General features: G+C 63.0%; 23 protein-coding genes and 1 pseudogene. 17 read left to right on the forward strand and 7 right to left on the reverse strand.

What is annotated here, in order from left to right; genetic code table 11:
* Positions 1 to 71: 71 nt before the first annotated feature.
* Positions 72 to 257 carry a hypothetical protein gene (locus IVB29_RS34205; protein ID WP_247507830.1) on the reverse strand — a complete coding sequence of 62 codons (186 nt, stop codon included), beginning with the start codon at positions 255 to 257 and terminating at the stop codon, positions 72 to 74.
* Positions 258 to 277: 20 nt separating this feature from the next.
* On the opposite strand from IVB29_RS34205, the pseudogene IVB29_RS34210 reads away from it, so the two are divergent.
* Positions 278 to 556: pseudogene (locus IVB29_RS34210) on the forward strand (ArdC-like ssDNA-binding domain-containing protein); the annotation flags it as partial.
* Between the two features lie 72 nt (positions 557 to 628).
* Here IVB29_RS34210 and IVB29_RS34215 read toward each other — a convergent pair.
* Positions 629 to 1,135: a hypothetical protein gene (locus tag IVB29_RS34215; RefSeq protein WP_247507831.1), complete on the reverse strand. Its 507-nt coding sequence runs from the start codon at positions 1,133 to 1,135 to the stop codon at positions 629 to 631.
* Positions 1,136 to 1,153: 18 nt separating this feature from the next.
* Positions 1,154 to 1,522, reverse strand: coding sequence for an antibiotic biosynthesis monooxygenase family protein (locus IVB29_RS34220; protein ID WP_247507832.1), 369 nt, complete (start codon positions 1,520 to 1,522; stop codon positions 1,154 to 1,156).
* A 97-nt stretch (positions 1,523 to 1,619) separates the two neighbouring features.
* Between IVB29_RS34220 and IVB29_RS34225 the strand changes: the two genes are divergently transcribed.
* A complete protein-coding gene (locus IVB29_RS34225; RefSeq protein ID WP_247507833.1) occupies positions 1,620 to 2,084 on the forward strand; it encodes a MarR family winged helix-turn-helix transcriptional regulator in 465 nt (154 codons plus the stop codon).
* A gap of 930 nt (positions 2,085 to 3,014) precedes the next feature.
* On the opposite strand, the gene IVB29_RS34230 is transcribed toward IVB29_RS34225, so the two are convergent.
* Entirely contained in the window at positions 3,015 to 3,878 is an 864-nt protein-coding gene (locus tag IVB29_RS34230; protein ID WP_247507834.1) for a formate/nitrite transporter family protein, read from the reverse strand.
* A 167-nt stretch (positions 3,879 to 4,045) separates the two neighbouring features.
* Here IVB29_RS34230 and IVB29_RS34235 point away from each other — a divergent pair, with 167 nt between their 5' ends.
* The 10 genes from IVB29_RS34235 (at position 4,046) to IVB29_RS34280 (ending at position 13,631) form a co-directional block, all read left to right on the forward strand.
* A complete protein-coding gene (locus IVB29_RS34235; RefSeq protein WP_247507835.1) occupies positions 4,046 to 4,498 on the forward strand; it encodes a DUF2231 domain-containing protein in 453 nt (150 codons plus the stop codon).
* A complete protein-coding gene (locus IVB29_RS34240; RefSeq protein WP_247507836.1) occupies positions 4,495 to 5,829 on the forward strand; it encodes a sorbosone dehydrogenase family protein in 1,335 nt (444 codons plus the stop codon). The genes IVB29_RS34235 and IVB29_RS34240 overlap by 4 nt, the downstream gene beginning before the upstream one ends.
* 10 nt (positions 5,830 to 5,839) lie before the next feature.
* On the forward strand, positions 5,840 to 6,064 hold the full coding sequence (locus IVB29_RS34245) for a hypothetical protein (protein WP_247507837.1): 225 nt from the start codon (positions 5,840 to 5,842) through the stop codon (positions 6,062 to 6,064).
* A gap of 25 nt (positions 6,065 to 6,089) precedes the next feature.
* Positions 6,090 to 6,263, forward strand: coding sequence for a hypothetical protein (locus IVB29_RS34250; protein WP_247507856.1), 174 nt, complete (start codon positions 6,090 to 6,092; stop codon positions 6,261 to 6,263).
* 441 nt (positions 6,264 to 6,704) lie between these two features.
* A complete protein-coding gene (locus IVB29_RS34255) occupies positions 6,705 to 8,093 on the forward strand; it encodes an MFS transporter (RefSeq protein ID WP_247507838.1) in 1,389 nt (462 codons plus the stop codon).
* Between the two features lie 120 nt (positions 8,094 to 8,213).
* Complete coding sequence (locus IVB29_RS34260) at positions 8,214 to 9,041, forward strand: 3-keto-5-aminohexanoate cleavage protein (RefSeq protein WP_247507839.1); 828 nt, start codon at positions 8,214 to 8,216, stop codon at positions 9,039 to 9,041.
* Positions 9,042 to 9,187: 146 nt separating this feature from the next.
* Positions 9,188 to 10,393, forward strand: coding sequence for an MFS transporter (locus tag IVB29_RS34265; protein ID WP_247507840.1), 1,206 nt, complete (start codon positions 9,188 to 9,190; stop codon positions 10,391 to 10,393).
* Between the two features lie 176 nt (positions 10,394 to 10,569).
* Positions 10,570 to 11,262: an outer membrane protein gene (locus IVB29_RS34270; RefSeq protein ID WP_247507841.1), complete on the forward strand. Its 693-nt coding sequence runs from the start codon at positions 10,570 to 10,572 to the stop codon at positions 11,260 to 11,262.
* Positions 11,263 to 11,457: 195 nt separating this feature from the next.
* Positions 11,458 to 12,687, forward strand: a complete 1,230-nt coding sequence (locus IVB29_RS34275) for a CaiB/BaiF CoA-transferase family protein (protein ID WP_247507842.1) — start codon at positions 11,458 to 11,460, stop codon at positions 12,685 to 12,687.
* A 143-nt stretch (positions 12,688 to 12,830) separates the two neighbouring features.
* Positions 12,831 to 13,631 carry an outer membrane beta-barrel protein gene (locus IVB29_RS34280; RefSeq protein ID WP_247507843.1) on the forward strand — a complete coding sequence of 267 codons (801 nt, stop codon included), beginning with the start codon at positions 12,831 to 12,833 and terminating at the stop codon, positions 13,629 to 13,631.
* Between the two features lie 26 nt (positions 13,632 to 13,657).
* Here the strand turns inward: IVB29_RS34280 and IVB29_RS34285 are convergent, their stop codons facing one another.
* On the reverse strand, positions 13,658 to 15,961 hold the full coding sequence (locus tag IVB29_RS34285; RefSeq protein WP_247507844.1) for a tetratricopeptide repeat protein: 2,304 nt from the start codon (positions 15,959 to 15,961) through the stop codon (positions 13,658 to 13,660).
* A gap of 105 nt (positions 15,962 to 16,066) precedes the next feature.
* Here IVB29_RS34285 and IVB29_RS34290 point away from each other — a divergent pair, with 105 nt between their 5' ends.
* From IVB29_RS34290 to IVB29_RS34300, 3 genes are all read left to right on the forward strand, one after another.
* Entirely contained in the window at positions 16,067 to 16,945 is an 879-nt protein-coding gene (locus tag IVB29_RS34290) for a 3-keto-5-aminohexanoate cleavage protein (protein ID WP_247507845.1), read from the forward strand.
* A 158-nt stretch (positions 16,946 to 17,103) separates the two neighbouring features.
* A complete protein-coding gene (locus IVB29_RS34295) occupies positions 17,104 to 17,319 on the forward strand; it encodes a hypothetical protein (protein ID WP_084805498.1) in 216 nt (71 codons plus the stop codon).
* Positions 17,320 to 17,416: 97 nt separating this feature from the next.
* Positions 17,417 to 17,809 (forward strand): RidA family protein, encoded by a 393-nt coding sequence (locus IVB29_RS34300; protein ID WP_247507846.1) that lies wholly within the window; start codon positions 17,417 to 17,419, stop codon positions 17,807 to 17,809.
* 4 nt (positions 17,810 to 17,813) lie between these two features.
* Here the strand turns inward: IVB29_RS34300 and IVB29_RS34305 are convergent, their stop codons facing one another.
* Positions 17,814 to 18,476, reverse strand: a complete 663-nt coding sequence (locus IVB29_RS34305; RefSeq protein WP_247507847.1) for a TetR/AcrR family transcriptional regulator — start codon at positions 18,474 to 18,476, stop codon at positions 17,814 to 17,816.
* A gap of 215 nt (positions 18,477 to 18,691) precedes the next feature.
* On the opposite strand from IVB29_RS34305, the gene IVB29_RS34310 reads away from it, so the two are divergent.
* Positions 18,692 to 19,927: an acyl-CoA dehydrogenase family protein gene (locus IVB29_RS34310; protein WP_247507848.1), complete on the forward strand. Its 1,236-nt coding sequence runs from the start codon at positions 18,692 to 18,694 to the stop codon at positions 19,925 to 19,927.
* Between the two features lie 131 nt (positions 19,928 to 20,058).
* Entirely contained in the window at positions 20,059 to 21,117 is a 1,059-nt protein-coding gene (locus tag IVB29_RS34315) for a phosphotransferase family protein (RefSeq protein WP_247507849.1), read from the forward strand.
* A gap of 126 nt (positions 21,118 to 21,243) precedes the next feature.
* Here IVB29_RS34315 and IVB29_RS34320 read toward each other — a convergent pair whose 3' ends face one another.
* The gene (locus IVB29_RS34320; RefSeq protein WP_247507850.1) at positions 21,244 to 21,540 is read right to left on the reverse strand and encodes a GIY-YIG nuclease family protein; all 297 of its coding nucleotides are present in this window, start codon (positions 21,538 to 21,540) and stop codon (positions 21,244 to 21,246) included.
* Between the last annotated feature and the right edge of the window lie 99 nt (positions 21,541 to 21,639).

Below are 21,639 nucleotides of genomic sequence, written 5' to 3' on the forward strand. Positions count from 1 at the left end.
GGCCGGCGGCTTCGCGTGACGCGGCAACCGTATTCGATGCCGTTCCGACAAAGAAACTTTCTGTAATGATCTCAACTACCAGAAAGGCCGTGAATTGTCAGAACGGGACTTGAAAACATTGCGAGACCGCGGATCCACTTTCTGGCCGCTTGCTTGCGCCGCTTGATGCGCTTTATCTGTGGGTCCTGCTTGGCCTCGTCGTCGTGATGGAGGTAGTGCGCCATCGCCTTGGTCGACGACCATTGGCCCTTCTTCATCAGCTGCGTTTTCTGTGAGGCCTTTGGCCGTGCCGAAAAGCGCAGTATCCGGCCGTCCGTCAATATAGCGGCATAAACATCTTAATTCTCGGGGGGCGGCGACCGAGCACGGATTTACAGGGCAGAATTGGCTTACCTTCCGCCAGGCGCAGTCGCTCCGTAGTCACGTCCGCAAGGGCGAGCGCGGCACGACTGCCGTCTATGCCGACCGCTTTGTGCCGGCCGACGAAAAGCGCCGCGCGAGCGAGAACGGTGAGGAAGCGCAGGCCATTCCGTTCCTCAAGCGCTTCACGGTCTTCGGGTCGGGCAGCGTCACATAGATTGCCTGCCAGGCCTCAAACGCGAAGCCTTCAGGCTTCTTCAATGAGACGCTACCGTGCCCTTTGAGACCTCTTCCCGGGCCGCAACGCTGGTCGAGAAAGTAGCGGCAGGACGAAGAAGCTTTTGCGGCGCCACTGCGTAAGCTTCATGCCGTCACGCATGTTGAGACCGAGCAGCGTGATGTTCGTCGCGCCTGCGATTAGCTCGAGCGCCTGCACCGTGTAGAAGGCAGTATCGAGCTCTCCGGCCCTGGCCTTGGAGGCGAGGGACAGCGCCGCCGGGATGAGTACCAGAAGGCCGTTCGCAGCAATGAACGGCATTCGCTTCAGCTTCTTGCCGATCATGCCGGTTCGCACACCCTTCGCCCGGGCGAAGCCCGAGGCTCCCGTAGCCGCCAGCGCCGGGATCAGCAGCAGGAAACCCCAGGGGATGGCCGTCTTGACGGCGATAACGGTCGCCTCGGACGCAAACAGTTCGCTGAGTGCCGTCGACAGCCAGAAGGTCGCGATTGTGAGGAGCGCGAGTGTGCCGGCGACCGGATGGATGAGCTTGGTCATGGCTTTCCGTCCTTCCCGCTAGGCCACGCAGATGCCCGGCACCCCGACCTTCTGGAAGAGATGCGGCATGGCCACTGCGGAGGATGGATAGGCCGAGAGTTTTGCAATGAACTCCGGATGCGTGAACGCGGTCCTGAAGTCGGCGGTCGATTCCCAGACCGCATAGTTGAGATAGGTCGGGCTTTCGCCGATCGCGCGGTGAAGCTGGGTCGAGATGAAGCCCGACTGCCGCTTCATGAAGTCCGCATCGTCCTGCCAGGCCTGGAGGAAGGTCTGCTCGTCCGCGTTGTCCAGCGTGAAGACATTCACGAGCACGACGGGGGCGGCATCGAGGCCGAGCTGATGTTCAAGCGGGAAGGCGGGATCAAGGGGGCGCATGAGCGACATGACAGTCTCCGCTAAGTTGGTTATATAGTGTCAATCCGGCATGATCCATACATAGGGTTTTGACATCATCGTGTCAATAGAAATATTTGGTGACCAAATGAATGCAAACACACGAACTTCCGGTGACGCCTTGACCGACCTCATTCTCGACCTGTTCAGGGTCAACAACCTGATCTTGACGTGGGGCGACAGACTTGTAGCGCCGCTGGGACTCACAAGCGCCCGCTGGCAAATATTGGGGGCCGTCGTTGCGGCGGACCGGCCGCAGCCGGTGGCCTGGCTCGCGCGCGATCTCGGCGCCAACCGCCAGAACGTGCAGCGCATCGTCAACGACCTGACGAAGGAAGGGCTCGTCAGGTTCGAGCCCAATCCGCATCACCGCCGCGCGCACCTTGTCGTGCTGACCGACAAGGGACAGCAGACATACGACGATGCCATCAGCTTGTACGACCCACGGGTCAACGCGCTTGCGGACGGGTTTCCCCTCGAAGACATCCGAACGGCCGGCCGCGTCATGAAGGCGCTGCGGAAGAAATTTGAAGGCGATGAAAATGAAGAGTAGATCTGACCGCTACGGCTCGGGGCGGTCTCAATCCATTGGGTGAGCGCGGTCCTGATCCTGGCCCTGCTGGGCTCCGGCTTCCAGGCTGCCATGGATGCGGCTGGAGCGCGGCCATGACACTTGCAAAATTACCGAACCGCAAGGCCCCCTCTGCCAGCTTTGGTCGGCTCGAACCGATCCGAGCATCGGCCAGGTCGCGCATTCACTTCTGAAATCGAAAAGCTGAGGGGTGGCTGTCGAGCCAAGGGCAGTCCGAGTACCTTGCCGCCAGTAGACAGCCAACTCGAACATCATTCCGACAAGCGCAAATTCTGTAGTGATCTCAACAGGCAAAAAGGCTGCGAATTGTCGGAACGGGATTTGAAAACACTACGGAAAGTCGGAGACTTCCAAGCTGAATACGAGGGTTCGATTCCCTTCACCCGCTCCAAAAGCAATTCCAATGGCTTAGCCAGGAATTCTAAACTTCCATTCTGACGCCATTCCGAAATGATGACTGTCACGGCTGATGGCTGGCGCAAACTCGCGCGTGCTTTCATTTTCTGTTCCTGTTTGTGATGATCGTCTCCAGCAAGCTTGGCTTATGGCAAGCGTGGTGACGATTGTGGATGTCCTTGAGCAGGAATGATCGCGCCTCTCGGCTGATGCGATCGGGCCTGCGGCCATCGGAGAACAACATCCCGGTTGACGTTCTTGTACAGGAGATAGACCGCCCGGCTCGAACCGGTGGGATAGAATTGCTGCGGACAGAAAGATCCCATCCAGATGAAATCATCGACCCAGATCTCGTGCCAGCTATTGATAATACAGGCCTTGGCCTTCCAGCATGAGCAGTCCGTGCTCCATGATGTGGGTCTCGACGGCTGGAAAACAGACGCCGGGTTGGAAGACTAGAAGAAATGCTGAGGTCCACGCAGATCGGGTGGGCTTCTATTCCCTGTGATCGTCGATTTCGGCAGCGACCTGTCCGTAGTTCAGCAGGGCGACCAGGGTCGTTCCGCCCAGGATATTGCCGAGCAGAGTCGGCACGAAGAAGTCCGAAGCATATTGCGAGATCGAGGCCCGGCCGCTCTGCACCAGAAAAGCGCACTCGACAGAGCCCGCGATGATGTGCGCGAACTCGCCGAGTGCGACCACATAGGTCATGATGATGATGATCTGTGCGCGAGATCCCTCCACCGCAGGCAGAAGCCACGCCATCAAGGCGATCAGCCAGCCGGCAAAGATCGCCCGGACAAGGGTCGTCGCGAATGTGCCCTCGATGGTGTGGCGGCTGAGATCGACGAAGGCGTCCACGGTGCGCGGCTCGAAGATGCTGGTGTGCGCGAGCACGGATCCAACTGCCCAGGTTCCCGCGATGTTGGAGGCGAGGACCAGGCCCCACAGCTTGATCACGCTTCCCAACGTGCCGAGGTCCCTGTTGTGCAACAGCGGCAGGATCGGCGTCAGGGTATTCTCGGTGAAGAGCTGCTGTCGCCCCAGCACCACGACCAGGAAACCGACGGTGTAGCCAAGCGGGGCGACCAGGCGGCGCGTGGCCTCATCGGAGATCAGCGCGTGAAATTCGCCCTGGACAATCAGGGACAACCCCATCGAAAGCCCCGCGGCGAGACCGGACAGCACGATGGCCCACCAACGCCGCTCCAGTTCCTGCTCGCCTTCCGCGCGGATCGTCTCGTGAATGAGTGCGGCGTTCGGTCGGCTCTGCGATTCGATCTCCTCGGTCTCACGGCGCGAGACGCCGTCGAGCTTGGAGGCTGGATTGAAGGAGGCGCCGTCGCCATGCTGATCCACTCTGCGGTCTCCGGAAATGATTGGTGGAGTTCAAAGCTGCGAATTTCGATCAGTTCCTCGTGAGGGTGTTTCGATCGCCGCGTCCGGTTTGCGGCGCAAAGAGGAACCTTCAGCGCAAGCACCGAGTTAGCCGGTCGGGCAGGGCGCAAAACCACACGAGGCCGACCGTGCAGCAAGACGTGCGCGTGCGCTCCACCGCGCAAATCGCAGGCCATCCAATTCATCCGATGCTGGTGCCGATCCCGATCGCGTGTTTCATCGGGGCGCTGCTGACTGATATCGCTTATGTCGTCAGCGCCGAGATCATGTGGGCGGATTTTTCCGCCTGGCTCCTTGTTGTCGGCGTCATCTTCGGCGTGCTGGCGGCCATCGCCGGCCTGACCGATTTCCTCGGCAACCGCCTGGTGCGGGCGCAGCCGCCGGCCTGGCCGCATCTGCTCGGCAATGCCGTGGCGCTGATCCTGGCGTTCTTCAACGCGCTGATTCATACGCGCGATGCCTGGACCTCGGTGTGGCCGACCGGGCTCATTCTTTCGGTGCTCACCGTGCTGATCCTGCCGGTCACCGGCTGGCTCGGCTGGGCCATGGTGTATCGCCACGGTGTGGGAGTCGCGCGATGATGTCCTTATTTGCCCGGGCGCTGTTGTGCTCTTCGCTTTTATGTCTTGCCGGCTGCGATGACGGAAGCGGCGATCCCAAGGCGCAGATCGGCGCCAATCCGAAACTGCCCGACATCCAGCAATATTGGCTGCCGCCGATGCACATCGCGCGCATCCTCGGCTGGAAGAAGGACGAGACACCGGCGGTCGCGCAGGGTTTGCAGGCGAAGGCCTTTGCGACCGGCTTGCAGCATCCGCGCTTCCTCTATGTGCTTCCCAATGGCGACGTGCTGGTGGTGGAATCCAAGGCGCCGAAGGGCGCCGCGATCAAGCGGCCCAAGGAAATCGTGATGGGCTATGTCGAGTCCTGGGCGACATCCGGCGGCGATACCGGACCGAGCAACCGCATCACGCTATTGCGCGATACCAACGGCGACGGCGTGCCGGATACGCAAAGCGTCTTCCTCGATCATCTCAACTCACCGTTCGGCGTCGCGCTGGTCGGCAACGACCTCTACGTCGCCAACACCGACGCAATCATGAAATATCCCTATACCGAGGGCGACACCAAGATCACCGCGCCGGGCACCGTGCTGACGCCACTGCCGGGTGGGCCGATCGACCATCACTGGACCAAAAGCCTGGTCGCAAGCCCCGACGGTTCAAAGCTCTATGCCGGCGTCGGCTCCAACAGCAACATCACCGAGAACGGCATGGAGGCCGAGCACAATCGTGCCAACATTCTCGAAATCGATCGCGCCAGCGGCCGCTGGCGCATCTTTGCGAGCGGCCTGCGTAATCCGAACGGGCTGAGCTTCGAGCCGCAGACCGGAGCCCTGTGGACCGTCGTGAACGAGCGCGACGAGCTCGGCCCCGATCTCGTCCCCGACTACATGACATCGGTGAAGGACGGCGGCTTCTATGGCTGGCCCTACAGCTATTACGGCCAGCATGTCGATCCCCGCGTCAAGCCGGAACGGCCGGATCTCGTCGCCAAGGCGATCGTGCCCGATTACGCGCTGAGCTCGCATGTCGCGCCGCTCGGAATGGCTTTCTCCACCGGCACGAGCCTGCCGGAAGCCTATCGTAACGGCGCCTTCGTCGGCGAGCACGGCAGCTGGAACAGGCAGGTGCTCAATGGTTACAAGGTCGTGTTCGTGCCGTTCAGCGACGGCAAGCCCAGCGGCCCCGCGCAGGACGTCGTCACGGGTTTCCTCAACAGCGACAATCAGGCCCGCGGCCGTCCCGTCGGTGTCGCCATCGACAAGACCGGCGCGCTGCTGGTGGCCGATGACAGCGGCAACACGGTGTGGCGCGTGAGCGCCGCGCATCCGCAGCTCACGCAGCGATAGGAGTTCGACGATGGGCCTTGCTCAATACGCGATCGTGCCGGTCGAGGATGAATGGGGCGTGCTGCATGATGGCGACGTCAAAAGCAGATACGTCACCAAGGAAGCCGCATTCGAGTCGGCGGTCGCCGCAGCATCCCTGGCGCTGCGCGAGGGGCACGAGGTTCATGTCAGCGTCCCCGGCCGTGATGCAGGCGACAATGCGCTGGGCATTCGAGACGGCCAAGAGGGCACCTGACGAGCGCGCATCTGAGAAGGAGGCCATGATGACCAAGCCTCGTGAGCCGAACGGCATTGAACCGTCTCGGTCCGAAGACGACATCCAGCGCGATCAGCTCGGCCCGCGCGGCGTGCCTAACGCTCCGGATCCGGCCAAGATGACGCCGCAGCGTGACAAGAAGACCCCGAAGCACGTCGATCCCGGCCATACTGCCTGATGCACGACCCGGCCGTTGACGTGATCAGACGATCCGCCGCCCGCGCCGCGCGACGATCCGCATCGCGACCGCGGCACCGGTGTTGAAGGCGATGCGGTCGGCTGCTGGTCGTGCCAGGCAGCAGCACTCGGCGGACCACCTGTTGGAATCGTAGGGCGTGAGGCGATCGGCGGGGGTTGACCACGACCAACGCATCGCCGTGGCGCCGATCGTTGTGCAGGCGACGAGCCGACGGCTCGACGCAAAATAACATCATGTTAGGTTTATCGCATAACTGGGTAATTGTGTTAGCCCGGCGATTGCCTATTGTCGCGACCAATCAGACACCTATCGGCAGCGACAAGCGCGCGGAAAACTCCGCATAGCGCGCGGACAGTGCTGCCCAATTTCTCCAAGAAGCCCGCTCACGGGACGTCAACACACCAGTGGAGGAATTTTGAGATGACCGCGATCCGCGACATGAGTCAGTCCAGGAAGGCCGCTGCCAGCGGCTGGATCGGGTCGGCTCTCGAATATTATGACTTCTTCATCTACGCGACCGCCGCGTCGCTGATCTTCCCGCAAATCTTCTTCCCGTCGGAAAACCCGACCGTCGCAATCGTCGCATCGCTGGCGACCTATGGCGTCGGCTACGTCGCTCGTCCCATCGGTGCCTTCGTCCTCGGACATTGGGGCGACACTCATGGCCGCAAGACCGTCCTTATCGTCTGCATGTTCCTGATGGGCATCTCGACGATGGCGGTGGGTATCCTGCCGACCTATCAGCAGGTCGGCATCCTCGCGCCGATCCTGCTCGTCATCCTGCGCCTCGTGCAGGGATTTGCCGTGGCCGGCGAGATCTCCGGCGCGAGCTCGATGATTCTGGAGCACGCGCCGTTCGGCCGGCGCGGCTTCTATGCAAGTTTTGCGCTCCAGGGCGTGCAAGCCGGACAAATCCTAGCGGCCGCTGTCTTCCTGCCGCTGGCGGCCTACATGCCGACCGAGGCCTTCAACAGCTGGGGTTGGCGGATTCCGTTCCTGCTGTCCTTCTTCGTCATCGTCGCGGGCTACGTCATTCGTCGCGAAGTCGATGAGACCCCGGCTTTCGCCCGCGAGGGCGAGCGGGGAGAAACGCCGCGGGCGCCGATCGTCCAGGCCATCAAGCTGAGCTGGCGCGACATGCTCAGGGTCATCTGCATGGCCTTGATGAACGTCATTCCGGTCGTTGCGACCATCTTCGGTGCGGCCTATGCGGTGCAGCCGGCTTACGGCATCGGCTTTGCCAAGGACGTCTATCTCTGGATCCCGGTGCTCGGAAACATGCTGGCCGTGTTCGTCATTCCCTTCGTCGGCAATCTCTCCGACAAGGTCGGCCGCAAGCCTCCGATCATCGTGGGCGCGCTGCTCTCCGGTCTGCTCGCCTTCGGCTATCTCTATGCTATCAGCATCAAAAACGTGCCGCTTGCGATCCTGCTGTCGCTGCTGATGTGGGGTGTCGTCTATCAAGGCTACAACGCGATCTTCCCGAGCTTCTACCCGGAGCTGTTTCCGACCCGCACGCGTGTGTCGGCGATGGCGATCTCGCAGAACATCGGGACGACCATCACCGCGTTGCTCCCCGCGCTGTTTGCGATCGTGGCGCCTCCCGGCTCCGCCAACATTCCCTTGACGGTGGGAGCGATCGCGTTCGGCATCACGGTCATCGCGGCGCTGGCAGCCGTCACGGCCCGGGAAACCTATCGGGTCAGCATCGACGATCTCGGTAACCCCAAGGCCGTTCCGATGGCGCGGGCCGACTATGACCGGCAGCGTGCGGAGGCGGCGAGCGCTGCGGCCGCGATTCCGACCTGACGGAGACGCAAGCAAGCCATGCCGCTGCGATCGAGATGTTTGCAGCGGCGGGGCCCGACGCGTTACGTGTTGTCTATTCGAACTCTGTGCGCGCGAGCGCGATCATCATGAGGTCAAGGGATGAACCCCGTCGTCGTTGCTGTCGCTATCACCGGCTCCGTTCCCCGCAAGAAGGACAATCCGGCGGTGCCGATTCTGCCGTCCGAACAGATCGAGTCGACACAAGCGGCCTTCGAGGCCGGCGCCACGCTCGCACATATCCATGTTCGCAACGACGATGAGACGCCGTCCTCCGACCCCGAGCGCTTTGCCCTGGTGCAGGAGGGCATCAAAAAGCATTGCCCCGGGATGATCGTTCAATTCTCGACCGGCGGGCGAGGCCGCGACCCCTCGGCGCGAGGATCGTCGCTCTATTTGAAGCCTGACATGGCCTCGCTGTCGACGGGATCGGTGAACTTTCCGACCATTGTTTACGAGAACAGCGCAGCGCTGGTCGAGACGCTCGCCACCGGAATGAAGGCGAACGGTATCCGGCCGGAGATCGAGGTCTTCGATCTGTCGCATCTGCACGGCGCTCGTCGCCTGATCGAGGCGGGCCTGATCGATTGGCATCCGCACGTGCAGTTCGTGATGGGCGTCAAGAATGCGATGCCTGCCGACGAGCATGTCCTCGGCATCCTCCTGGGGGAGCTCAAGCGGCTGATCCCGAAAGCGACCTGGACCGCGGCCGGGATCGGGCGCCATCAGGCCGACGTCATGGGCTGGGCGCTCTCGCGTGGCGCCGACGCGGTCCGCACCGGGCTGGAGGACAATATCAGGATCGACAAGACGCGCCTTGCCGCGAGCAACGCGGAGCTCGTGACCATCGCATGCGAGGCCGTCGCGCGCCACGGTAGGCGTGCCGCGACTGCGGCCGAGGCGCGATCCCTGCTCGGGATAGCGGGATAGGGGCTACTGCCTCCTCCTGACATGCTCCCGGCTGCCTTCTGCTATTCGGCGGCCGGCGTTCCCGTGCGCCAAGACTCTCGCTATTAAGACTCCCGCTATGACGTGTCGGTGCGCACGGCATGCAGCTGGGGCAGGCGGCGGTTGGAATGCGGTTTCTGAAATCTGACAGCAGGCTCATCGGGGTCTTGCTGGTGCTGGCGATCACGCAACTCATCGGATGGGGCACGATTGGTCTTCCGCCCATCGTCGGCCGTGACCTCCCGGCCGATCTCGGCATGAGCCTGCCGATGGTGTTTGCGGGCACCTCCACGCTCTATGTCACCATGGGGCTCTGCGCGCCCTGGCTCGCCAAGGCCTTTGCGCGGCACGGAGCCCGCAAGGTGATGATGGTGGGGACGGTCGTGGCCGTGCCGGGCTACATCGTTCTGTCTCTTGCCCGCGACCCGGTGCTCTATTTCATGGCATGGGTCATTCTCGGCATGGGCGGCAGCGCCACGCTGTCGACCGGCTGCTATATCATGCTCAACGAAGTTGCCGGCCCGAAGGCCAAGAGCGCCATCGGCGCGCTGATGCTGGTGACCGGACTGTCCGGCAGCATCTTCTGGCCGACCACCTCCTTTCTCAGCGGCCATTTCGGCTGGCGCGGCACCTGCCTCGTCTACGCTGCCATGCTGATTCTCGTTTCGCTTCCGCTTTATGCTTTCGCAACTCCGCGCCGGGCCGTCGCGAAGGAGGGGGGCACCGCGCCCGCAAGGCAAACCAATGCGCTGTCAATTCCGCGAAGCACGTTCGGCCTCGTCGTTGCCGCGATTACCGCGAATGCCTTCGTCACTTTCGGCCTGAGTGCCGTTTTCATCGAATTGCTGCGGGCCGAGGGGCTGGCGCCGGCGCAGGCGATCGCCTTCGGCTCGATGCTTGGCGTGATCCAGGTCAGCGCCCGCGGGCTGGATTTCCTCGGCGGGGGCCGCTGGGACGGAATCACGACAGGGCTTGTCGCCGGCACGGCGCTGCCCGTGGCCATGCTGTTGTTGATGCTGAGTGAGGGGGCAACCTGGGCGGTCGCGGTCTTCATCCTGCTCTATGGCGCCGGCAGCGGCGCCATGGCGGTGGCGCGGGCGACGATACCGCTCGTGTTCTATGACCAGGCCGAGTTCGCCAAGGCGTCGTCGATGATCGCACTGCCGCTCAATCTCGCCTCCGCCATCTCGCCGCCGCTCCTGGCCGCTCTGCTCACCCAGTTCGGCAGCCGCGGCGCGCTCGGTCTCACTTTCGTCTTCTCCTGCGCAGCGGTGCTGATCCTGGTTCTGCTCAGCCGGCGGCGGCCGCAGGTCGCTGCGGTGGCTGCCACCTGAAACCTATGTGGGCGTTTTGGCCGCGCCCACCATGCAGAAGTGGCGGCTCGCATCGGTCGCTGTGAGTTGCGTGCCGCTTTCTGTTCGTTTTCACCGAGTGTCGCCCGGCCGCAACAGCAAAAGCGAGGGGAACCCGCTAGACTTGAGTGCGTCACTCCTGCGGGCTGGAATTTGCAATGAATCGCACGTTGATTTGCCTCGCCACGCTGGCCTGCTCCGTGGCCGTCGCGGATGCCGCCGACTTGCCCATGAAAGCACCACGCGCCGTCGCCGCGCCATCTTCCGGCTGGACCGGCTTCTATGCGGGCGTTCAGGGCGGGTACGAATGGAGCCAGGATCGTACTGTTGAATTCTTCTTGGGCGGGCCGCCGACCGGATTTGACCATGGCTTCCACCCGGGTGGCGGGTTCGGTGGCGTGCATGTGGGCTACAATCATCAATTCGACAGGTTCGTGGTCGGTGTCGAGGGTGATGTGGACGGCGGCCGGGTGGATGGCGGTTTCACGCTCGGCGTTCTCCGATACGATGCACGCAAGGAATGGGAAGCCTCCATTCGCGGGCGGCTCGGCTATACGCCGACGGAGCGCCTGTTGTTGTACGTAACCGGCGGCGTCGCGTTCACCGAACTGAACTATCGCTGGGTGGATACGGCATTCCTGATCCCGCCCACGGAAGCCAGTATTTCGAAGACAGGTTGGGTCGCAGGCGTTGGCGGCGAGGCGGCGCTGACCAATCGGGTCACGGCGCGGCTGGAATATCGCTACAGCGATTTCGGCACCACGCGCTTCGACTGGCCGGACATTCTCGGAAGCTACGAGCAGCATCCGCGCTTCCAGTCGGTGCGCGGCGGAATTAGCGTCAGGTTCTAGCCATCATCGGGGGCCGCGGATCGCCGTGGCCGGAGAGAGCTGACCGGCGCGATATTCGCCGCGCGGAAATTCGCCGCTGCGGGGATGGCGGCATGCCGACAGTGCAGTGCTCAGGGCTCAAAAATAGTGTATCCGCAGGAAGCGCGGCCCGCTCCCAGCCGCCGCGCCAAGATAAGTTCCCCGGAGGAAATCGACATGTCGGCCCTGCCGCTCTCAGGCATCAAGATCCTTGACCTCACCCGCGTGCTTGCCGGGCCCCTGTCGGCCCAGATGCTGGGCGATCTCGGCGCGGAGGTGATCAAGATCGAGCGGCCGGGCACCGGCGACGACGCGCGCGCCTTCGGCCCGCCTTACCTCACCGACCCCGAGGGCAAGGCGAACAACAACAATTCGTTCTACCTCTGCGCCAACCGCAACAAGAAATCGGTCACCGTCAACATCGCCAAGCCCGAGGGGCAGGCGATCATCCGCGAACTCGCGAAGGACGTCGACGTCTTCATGGAGAACTACAAGGTCGGCGATCTCAAGCGCTACGGCCTCGATTACGAGACCATCAAGGCGATCAACCCCGGCATCATCTATTGCTCGGTGACCGGCTTCGGCCAGACCGGTCCCTACGCGCCGCGCGCCGGCTATGACGCCATCCTCCAGGCGATGGGCGGCCTGATGAGCGTCACCGGCCATATCGACGGCGAGCCCGGCGAGGGCCCGATGAAGGTCGGCCCGTCCATCGTCGACTACATGACCGGCATGAACACCTCGATCGGGATTCTCTCCGCGCTCTATCATCGCGATGTCAATGACGGGCAGGGACAGCACATCGACGTCTGCCTGTTCGACACCGTCATCGCGTCACTGTCGCACTGGCTGCAGATCTACCTCGTCAACGGCAAGACGCCGCCGCGCCGCGGCACCTGGGGCAATGGCGGCATGCCGGCCGGCGTGTTCCGCTGCACCGACGGCGAACTGATGCTGGTGGTCGGCAATGACGGCCAGTTCCGGAAGACTTGCGCTGTGCTGGGTGAACCCGAGCTTGCGAGTGATCCGCGCTTCATCAAGAACAACGACCGGGTCGTGCACGGCAAGGAGATCATGGCCATCTTCGCCGGCTTATTCCTGAAGCAGCCGGTGGCCTATTGGCTGGAGAAGCTGGAGGAGGCCGGTGTGCCGTCGGGCCCGATCAACAATTTCGAGCAGGTGTTTTCCGATCCGCACGTCCAGTCGCGCGGCATGCGGGTGAAGGTCGACCATCCCTTCGAGCCAAATCTGTCGCTGATCCGCAACGCGCTGACCCTGTCGGGCACCCCGATCGAGACTTACCGCGCCCCGCCGCTGCTCGGCGAGCACACGCAGGAGGTGCTCGGCGGCAAGCTCGGTTATGAGGCGGAGAAGATCGAGGAGCTGAAGAAGCAGGGCATCATCTAGCGCAGGCGTGCCGGTGGATTGCTCGGCACGGTGCAATTCTGCAACAGCCAGACGAAATTGCCTGACATCATTCGATTGGAGGACGCCGGATTCCGGCATCTCCCTGTAGGTCTCCGAAGGGCACAAGCTCGAACGGAGACATCGTGAAGAAGCGCATTCTGCTCGCAGCGGTTTCGCAAATCGCTTTGGTGGCTGCCGGTGGCGCCGATGCGGCCGATATCCAGCTCAAGGCAACGCCGCGGATCGCGGCGCCGGTCTATAGCTGGACCGGATGCTATGTCGGCGCCCACGTCGGATTCGGTTGGGGCCGGCACGACGTCTCGGCGTCGAATTTCAGTTTCGGCCCGGGCAGCACGGCGATCACCACGACCAACGGGCTCGACTCCGGCAGCGGAGTTTTCGGCGGGCAGCTCGGCTGCAACTATCAGTTCTCGGGCAACTGGGTCGTCGGCCTTCAAGGCGATATCGCTGGCACCAGCCTCGGCGGGGAGGTCGCGGATCCCTGGGATCGGATTTTTCCCGGCGCGTTTCCTGGCTCGATCGGCGTGAAGACCGACTGGATTGCCAGCGTGACCGCGCGGCTGGGCATCACCGCGTGGGATAATCGCGCGCTGTTCTACGCCAAGGGCGGCGCGGCATTCGAGAACAATCGCTGGGACTTTACCCGATCATCGTATTGCTTCGCCTACGGCGGTTGCCGCGACACGAATCCCGAAGAAGTTCGCGTGGGATGGACGGTCGGTGCCGGCGTGGAATGGGTGCTTGCGCCCAGCCTGCCGAACTGGACGGCGTTTGCCGAGTATAATTACTATTATTTCGGCAGAGACGGCAGCAGCTATCCGGTCGCGCTGACATTCATCGACGCCCGCGATGCACTCGCGTCGGCGCGTCAGGATACGCACACCGTCAAGGTTGGCGTGAACTACAAGCTGTTCACGCCCTGAAGCTGGGCCGTCGCCCGGTCGAACTGTCAGCCGTCGGGCGTGACGGCGAAGCCGGCCGGCCCGTCGCCGCGTTGCCAGCGCTCCCACATCGTCACGTAAGCCGCTTCGAGATTGCGACGGTAAAGGTCGGAATGGAACAGCGGTTGTGACAGCCGATTCTGTTGCAGCCGCTTGCGCATGCTGTCCAGCAATGCAGGTTCGAGCGCGAGACGCAGGGCCAGACGTTCATAGGCGCCGAGATCGGACGTCACCAGGTGGGGCATGCCGACGGCGCGAAGCAGGCTTGCCGCAACCCGCCCCGCAAAGGATTTTCCAGGGCAGGTGACCACAGGCAAACCGGCCCACAATGCGTCGGCCGCGGTGGTGTGCGCGTTGTAGGGCAGGGTGTCCAGAAACAGGTCCGCCAGATGGTGGCGCGACAGATGTTCGGCCTGCGGCACGCGTCGTGCGAACACGATACGCGCCGGGTCGACCCCGCGCGCCGCAGCCTCCATGCGAAGATTTGCCTCCGCGCTGGCGCGGTCGGCATACAGCCACAACACGCTGCCGCTGACCTGCTCGAGCAGGCGCATCCAGACATCGAAGATGTCGGACGTGATCTTGTATCCGTTGTTGAAGCAGCAGAAGACGAAACCGTTCGGCGGCAAGCCGGCTTCGTCGCGCGTGGGCGCGCGTGCTGCAGGCGGCCGCCTGGAATCGTTGGCCAGATAGCAGTCCGGAAGATGAACGATGTTCTCGCTGTAGAACGGCTGCAGGTCGAACGGAAGAACTGTCGCGTCGCCGATGACGTAATCGTAGAAATCAGCGCCAAGGCTGCCGGGAAAGCCGATATAGTTGACCTGGATCGGAGCCGGCCGCGCCGCGAAGATGGCCGGCCGCGCATTTACGGTGTAGCCGCTGCGATCGACCGCGATGTCGACCTTCAGACCCTTGATCAACACGGCGACTTCCCGATCGCTCTTATCCCTCACATCGTGAAACTGGTCGAAGGCCGTCTTCAACCTGGCGCGGATGTCGCTCCCGTCGTCCGGGCCGAGCGAGATGCCGATCACCTCGAAACGCGAGCGGTCGTGCAGCTCGATCAGCTCGGCGGTCAGGTAGGCCGTCGGATGATCGTGAAAGCCGCTGGCGACATAGGCGATCCTGATCCGGTCATTGCGCCGGTTGTTGCCGCGCCAGAGCGGGGGCGGGCGCTCGGGAACGTGCTGCCGGATGTATCGTCTGGCGCAGGCGAGCTGCAGCTCCGCATTGTCGCTGAAGCTCAGGAAGGCGAATGCATCGAAGAAGCGTCCAGCGGCGACGCGCGCGGCGACCTCGGTTCGCAGCGATGCCGTCCGCGTCCAGTCGCAACTTGCGAGCGCCGTCCGCGCCAGGCCGTCGAAGGCAAAATCGTGCTCGGGATCGAGCGCCAGCGCCTTCTCGAAACCGGCGGTCGCGTCCGCGTCCCGCCGCAGCCGGGCCAGTGCGTCACCGCGCCGGCAAAGGATGTCGGCGCTCTCCGGCCTGATCGCGAGCGCGCGATCATAGGATGAGATCGCTGCGTCCTCGCGGTTCAACCCAAGCAGCGTGTCACCCAGGTTGATGTGCGGCTCGAGATAGTCCGGCTTGATGGCGAGCGCCTTGCCGTATTGTGCGACCGCGTCCTCAGCCCGGCCGAGCGCACGCAGCGTGTTGCCGAGACTGTTGTGGGCCTCCGCATAATCGGGCCTGATCGCAATCGCTCTGGCATAAGCATTCGCGGCATCGTCCAGCTGCCCGGTGGCGCGGAGCGCAGTGCCGAGATTCCAGCAGGCCTCGGCGTAGCCGGGGTTGATCTCGATGGCCCTCCGGTAATGCGGAATGGCTTTCCCGGATTGCCCCTGGAGGTGATGAGCATTGCCGAGGTTGTTGTGAGCCTCGTGGTAATCGGGACGAAGCGAGATGGCTTTCCGGTAGCGCGCCATCGCGTCGCTCAATCGGCCGAGCAACTGCAAGGCGTAACCGAGATTGTTGTGTGCCTCGGCAAGGCCGGGCCGCAGGACGATGGCCTTCTCGTAGGCGCGGACCGCTTCGTCGAGCTGCCCCAGTCCGGTCAGGGTGAAGCCGAGCAGCTGATGCGCCTCCGCGGAACGCTTGTCGGCCTTGGCGGCGCGGCGGAACAGAGGCTCGGCGTCGGCGAGCCGGCGTTGATCCAGCCGCAACATACCCAGACGGAGCAGCGCGCCGGAATGCCGCGCATCCGCCGCGAGGACGGCCTGATAGAGCCGCTCGGCCTCCCACGTCCGCCCCTGATCGTGGGCGAGAGCGGCCTGCTGGAACAGCAACTGCGGATGATTTGTCGGCGGATGCATTGTCGGTTGTTGTAGGCTGCGGCCCGAGAGGCAGCAAGACGGCCATGCCGATACATCGCAAATCGGTATAGGGACATGGCGACAGCAGAGGGCGGAGCATCATCGATGACATCAGGCAAGACGATCATCACTTGCGCGATCACGGGCAATTTGACCAAGCCCGAGCAGTCGCCGTATCTCCCGATCACGCCCGAGCAGATCGTGACCTCCGCGCTGGAAGCGTCTGAAGCGGGCGCCGCGATCGCGCATATCCATGTGCGCGATCCCGCGACGGGGCGTCCCTCGATGTCGATCGATCTCTATCGCGACGTGGTGGAGAAGATCCGCGCTCGCAACAAGAGCCTGGTGATCAATCTCACCACTGGTCCCGGCGGGCGCTTCGTGCCCTCGGTCGAAGATCCCCGCGTCGCCGGCCCAGGCACCACGCTGATTCAGCCCGAAAAGCGTGTCGAGCATATCGAGCTCTTGAAGCCCGACATCTGCACGCTGGACCTCAACACCATGAATTCCGGCGGCGAGGTCGTGATCAACACGCCGCGCAATGTGCGCATCATGGCCGAACGGATGAAGGCGGCCGGCGTGCTGCCGGAGATCGAGCTGTTCGATTCCGGCGACTGCCATCTGGCCCGAGACATGCTCGCGGACGGCTCGCTGAAGGGGCCCGGCCTGTTCTCGCTCGTGCTCGGAGTGAAGTACGGCTTCTCCGCCACGCCGGAGACGATGTTCTATGCCCGCAGCCTGCTGCCGCCGGGCGCGACCTGGTCCGGCTTCGGCATCGGCCGCGCCGAATTCCCGATGGTGGCGCAGGCCTTTTTGCTCGGTGGCCACGTCCGCGTCGGCATGGAGGACAATCTCTATCTGTCCAAGGGCGTGCTGGCGAAGACCAACGCCGAGTTGGTCACGCATGCGGCATCCATCCTCAAGAGCCTCGGTGCGACGGTCGCGACCGCGGCCGACGCGCGTGCGATGCTGGGCCTGGGCTGATCGCTATTGGATAAATCGTGACGTCAGCGTGACGCTGGTGTGGCCTTGTGCGAGGCTTGCGCGCAATCCCCAGATAAACCCGGTCCGTACTCGCGCAGGCTTCCGCTTCGAGCGCGACTCAGATTCGATCTCTCCACTTGAGTCGGGAGGGAATTGGAATGTCGTACACGATCGGGTTTCAGGCCAAGGACCAGAAGGCAATTCTGGCGACGGAGGCGGCGACGGCCAATCAGGCTGTCGCGATCATTGCCGCACTGCGGCAAAGCGCCGACGAAATAAAATTCATCCGCTCGCCGCAGGAAGGCGACATGGGCATCGAGATGCTGCTGCTGCTCGCCAAGGAAGAGGCCGAGGAGATGCCGCAGCGGGCGTAATCCCGCGAGCGACCACACTTCGATCAGAAGCGAAGCATGTTGGCTGCAACATCATGTAGTCAGGCATCAGTCTCGCTTGAACCGAAAGTGGCCGCCGATGAAACGCGAAGCGCTGCGCGTCGAACCGATTTCGACATTCCTCGATCGCTGGAAGGCGCCGACCTCGCCGGTCACGCGCGCGGGCAACATGATCTTCGTCGCCGGCCTGCCGCCATTCGACCCGGAGACGGGCGAGCTTGCGGAGATGCCGATCGAGCGGCAGAGCGAGATCGTGATGGAGCAGATGAAGCTGTGCCTGGAGACGGCGGGTGCGAGCCTCGACAACGTCATGAAGTGCAACGTCTACTGCACTTCCACAAAGCACTTCGCCGCATTCAACGCGATCTATGCGCGCTATTTCCCGGTCGATCCGCCGGCGCGGATCTTCGTCGTGACGCCGGAATGGTTCGGCCCCTTCGACGTGGAGATCGACTGCATCGCGATGATGTGAGGGACTACCGCGCAGCGACCTTTGACGGCGTCTTCGCCTCCGTCCGTCCCGCCGTCAGTGCCATGGTCGCGACGCTGACCACGCGCGCGACGACGTCCTCGACGTCGTCGAGATCGCATTTGCCGTCCGACAGCTTCGTCAGCCGCTCGCTTTCGCGGATGGTGTGATGCGCCATCGCGAGCGCGAAGTTGAGGCCCCAATAGATATCGACGTCGCTGCGGTCAGGCAGGGCGCGGCGCATGGCGCCGGCGAATTTGCGCAAATGGTCGATCTCGCGGTTCTTGATGCGGCGGATCGGCGGCACGGATTCGATCGAGGCGCGGATCATGAAGCGCGCCGCGGTCGAGCGCTGGTTCTCTGGCCCCAGGCAACCGCGCAAGGTCGGGCCGACCAGCGCGTGCAGGATCACCTCGATCGGCGCGCGGCCGCCGCCTTGCTCTTCCGCCGCCTTCAATTCACGCAGACGCTCGCGGTTGGTCGCGATCGAGCGTGTGACGAATAATTCCGCGATCAGTTCGTCCTTCGAGCCGAAATGATAGTTCACCGCGGCGAGGTTGACGTTGGCCTCCGCGACGATGTCGCGCAGCGTCACGTCGCCAAAACCGCGATCGGCATAGAGCCGTTCGGCGGCGGCGAGAATGGCAGACCTTGTATGATCGCTGGCCAATGGATGCCCTCAGGGGAGGGAGTTGCAATTCAAACACTTGTATGAAACTATCGTTTGAAGGCCGGAGAAAGTCAATCCGCAATCGGGACTGGTTCGCAACGCGCGGTCCGGTTCCGAAGCTCGCAAAGCGCACGCATTCGCGCTTGCGGGCCGTGCGCGGCGGGAGGACAGTCCGGCGCAAAACAGTTTCGCAAAGAGAAGCCGAGGAGCGTCCCATGGATTTCGATCTGTCCCCCAAGCAGAAGGAATGGCTCGACCGCGTGCGGTCCTTCATGGCCAAGCACGTGCGCCCGGCGGTGCCTGTTTATGACGAGCAGGATCGCACCGGCGAGCGCTGGAAGGTCATCCCGGTGCTCGAGGACCTCAAGAAGAAGGCGAAGGCCGAAGGCCTCTGGAACATGTTCATGCCGCCGAACGAGCATGAAGACGACGAATTCCGCGGCGCGGGATTGAGCAATCTCGAATACGCGCTGTTGTCGGAAGAGATGGGCCGCATCAGCTGGGCCTCCGAAGTGTTCAACTGTTCGGCGCCCGACACCGGCAACATGGAAGTGTTCATGCGCTACGGCTCCAGGGAGCAGAAGCGCAAATGGCTGCGCCCGCTGATGGACGGCGAGATCCGCTCGGCTTTCCTGATGACGGAACCGGCCGTCGCCTCGTCGGACGCCACCAACATCGAGACCAGCATCGCGAAGGACGGCGATCACTACGTCATCAATGGCCGCAAATGGTGGTCCTCCGGCGTCGGCGATCCCCGCTGCAAGATCGCGATCCTGATGGGCAAGACCGATTTCAAGGCGGCCAAGCATCAGCAGCAGTCGCAGATCCTGGTTCCGCTCGACACCCCAGGCATCAAGGTCGAGAAGATGCTGCCCGTGTTCGGCTTCGACGACGCGCCGCACGGCCATGCCCAGGTGCTGCTCGACAACGTGCGGGTGCCGAAGGAGAACATCCTGCTCGGCGAAGGCCGCGGCTTCGAGATCGCGCAGGGCCGCCTCGGTCCCGGCCGTATTCACCACTGCATGCGCACCATCGGCAAGGCCGAGGAAGCGCTGGAGAAGATGGTGAAGCGGCTCACCTCGCGCACTGCCTTCGGCAAGAGGATCGTCGAGCACTCTGTGTGGGAGCAGCGCATCGGCGATGCCCGCACCAACATCGAGATGACGCGCCTCTTGTGCCTCAAGGCCGCCGACATGATGGACAAGGTCGGCAACAAGACCGCGCAGGCCGAGATCGCCATGATCAAGGTCGCAGCGCCCAACATGGCGCTGAAGATCATCGACGAGGCGATCCAGGCGTTTGGCGGCGCAGGCGTTTCCGACGAAGCAGGTCTCGCCAAGGACTACGCCCACATCCGCACGCTGCGTCTCGCCGATGGTCCGGACGAGGTGCACAATCGCGCCATTGCAAGGCTCGAAGTTCGGAAGTATGCCAATTCCTCCAGTCACTAAAAGGGAGGGCCGCGCGGCGCTCCCGACTTAAGAAACGACAGGGCATGATCCGTGATCGGATGACCGCTTGACGCAAGTGCGAGAGCGGTTACCGATTAGGATCATGTTCGGACTGAAGAGGGAGCGTCACCGTGGCTGACGGCGTCAGGAAAGACGAAGAGTTCTCGGGCACCAAGCCGGTCGAGGAGCGTCATCGCATCGACGAGATGCGGCTCGAAGCCTGGCTGCGTGACAACGTCGAAGGCTATGAGGGCCCGCTGGTGGTCCTTCAGTTCAAGGGCGGCCAGTCCAACCCGACCTACCGGCTGAACACGCCGGACCGCTCCTACGTGATGCGCAGAAAACCATTCGGCAAATTGCTGCCGTCGGCGCACGCGGTCGATCGCGAATATCGCGTCATCGCGGCCCTTGGAAAGCAGGGCTTTCCGGTCGCGCGTGCCTACGCGCTGTGCCAGGACGACAGCATCATCGGTTCGGCCTTCTACATCATGTCGATGGAAGACGGCCGCGTGTTCTGGGATCCGACCCTGCCGAGCCAGGCGCCGGAGGATCGCCGAAAAATCTTCACCAGCAAGATCGAGACGCTGGCAAAACTCCACATGTACGATCCCGCAGCGATCGGCCTCGGCGACTTCGGCAAGCCCGGCAATTATTTTGCACGGCAGATCGACCGCTGGACCAAGCAGTATCGCGCCTCCGAAACCCAGCAGATTCCGGAGTTCGAGAAGGTCGCCGCATGGCTGCCGAAAACCGTGCCGGAGCAGGCGCGCATCTCGATCGTGCATGGCGACTACCGCCTCGACAACATGATTTTCCACGCGACGGAACCGCGCGTGCAGGCCGTGCTGGACTGGGAGCTGTCGACGCTTGGCGATCCCATGGCCGACTTCACCTATCTGCTGATGCAGTGGGTCATGCCGGGCCTCGACGGCGCCGACCTCAAGGCGCTCGACATCCCGAGCGTGGAGGAAGCCGCACAGATCTATTGCAACGTCACCAAGATGACGGTGCCCGATCTCAACTGGTACTTCTCATACAATCTGTTCCGCCTCGCAGGTATCACCCAGGGCATCGCCGGCCGCGTCCGCGACGGCACCGCCGCGAATGCCAAGGCGCTGGAGTCAGCCAAGCGCACCGTGCCGCTGTCGAAGGCGTCATGGGAGTACGCGCAGAAGGCGGGCGCGGTGTAGGAAGAGCGAAGGCGCGGCTGGAAGGCCGCGCTTTTTGGGTGGTGCATACCCTCGTGCCATCCGCACCACTCTCGTGTCCCGGACGCGGTGCAGCGCGTAGCGCTGCTCCGCAGAGCCGGGACCCAGTCACGTCGCCAAAGTATTCAGCTCGTCCGTAAGATCGCGCCAATCGGGGTTGAGGTCTTCAATCAGCTTGAGCTTCCATGCGCGCCGCCAACGCTTCAACGAATGTTCACGCGCCCGAGCCTTGAGCACCGACTCAAAGGTTTCGAAATAGATCAGCAGGGTCACGTCGTGCTGTTTCGTGAAGCCGGGGACGAGCTTGGACTTATGCTCGGTCATTCGCCGAGCAAGGTCATTGGTAACTCCGACATAAAGAGTTCCGTTTCGTTTGCTCGCAAGGATGTAAACGAAAAAGGGCATGGGCAGGCAATCAGTGCTGATGACGTTGCGCTCTAAAGTTGCATGTTTTTATGTTGTCGCCAAGCGCGCTGGGTCCCGGCTCTGCGGAGCGTCACTTCG

The sequence above is a fragment of the Bradyrhizobium sp. 1 genome (assembly GCF_023073315.1).
In the GTDB taxonomy this organism is placed as follows: domain Bacteria; phylum Pseudomonadota; class Alphaproteobacteria; order Rhizobiales; family Xanthobacteraceae; genus Bradyrhizobium.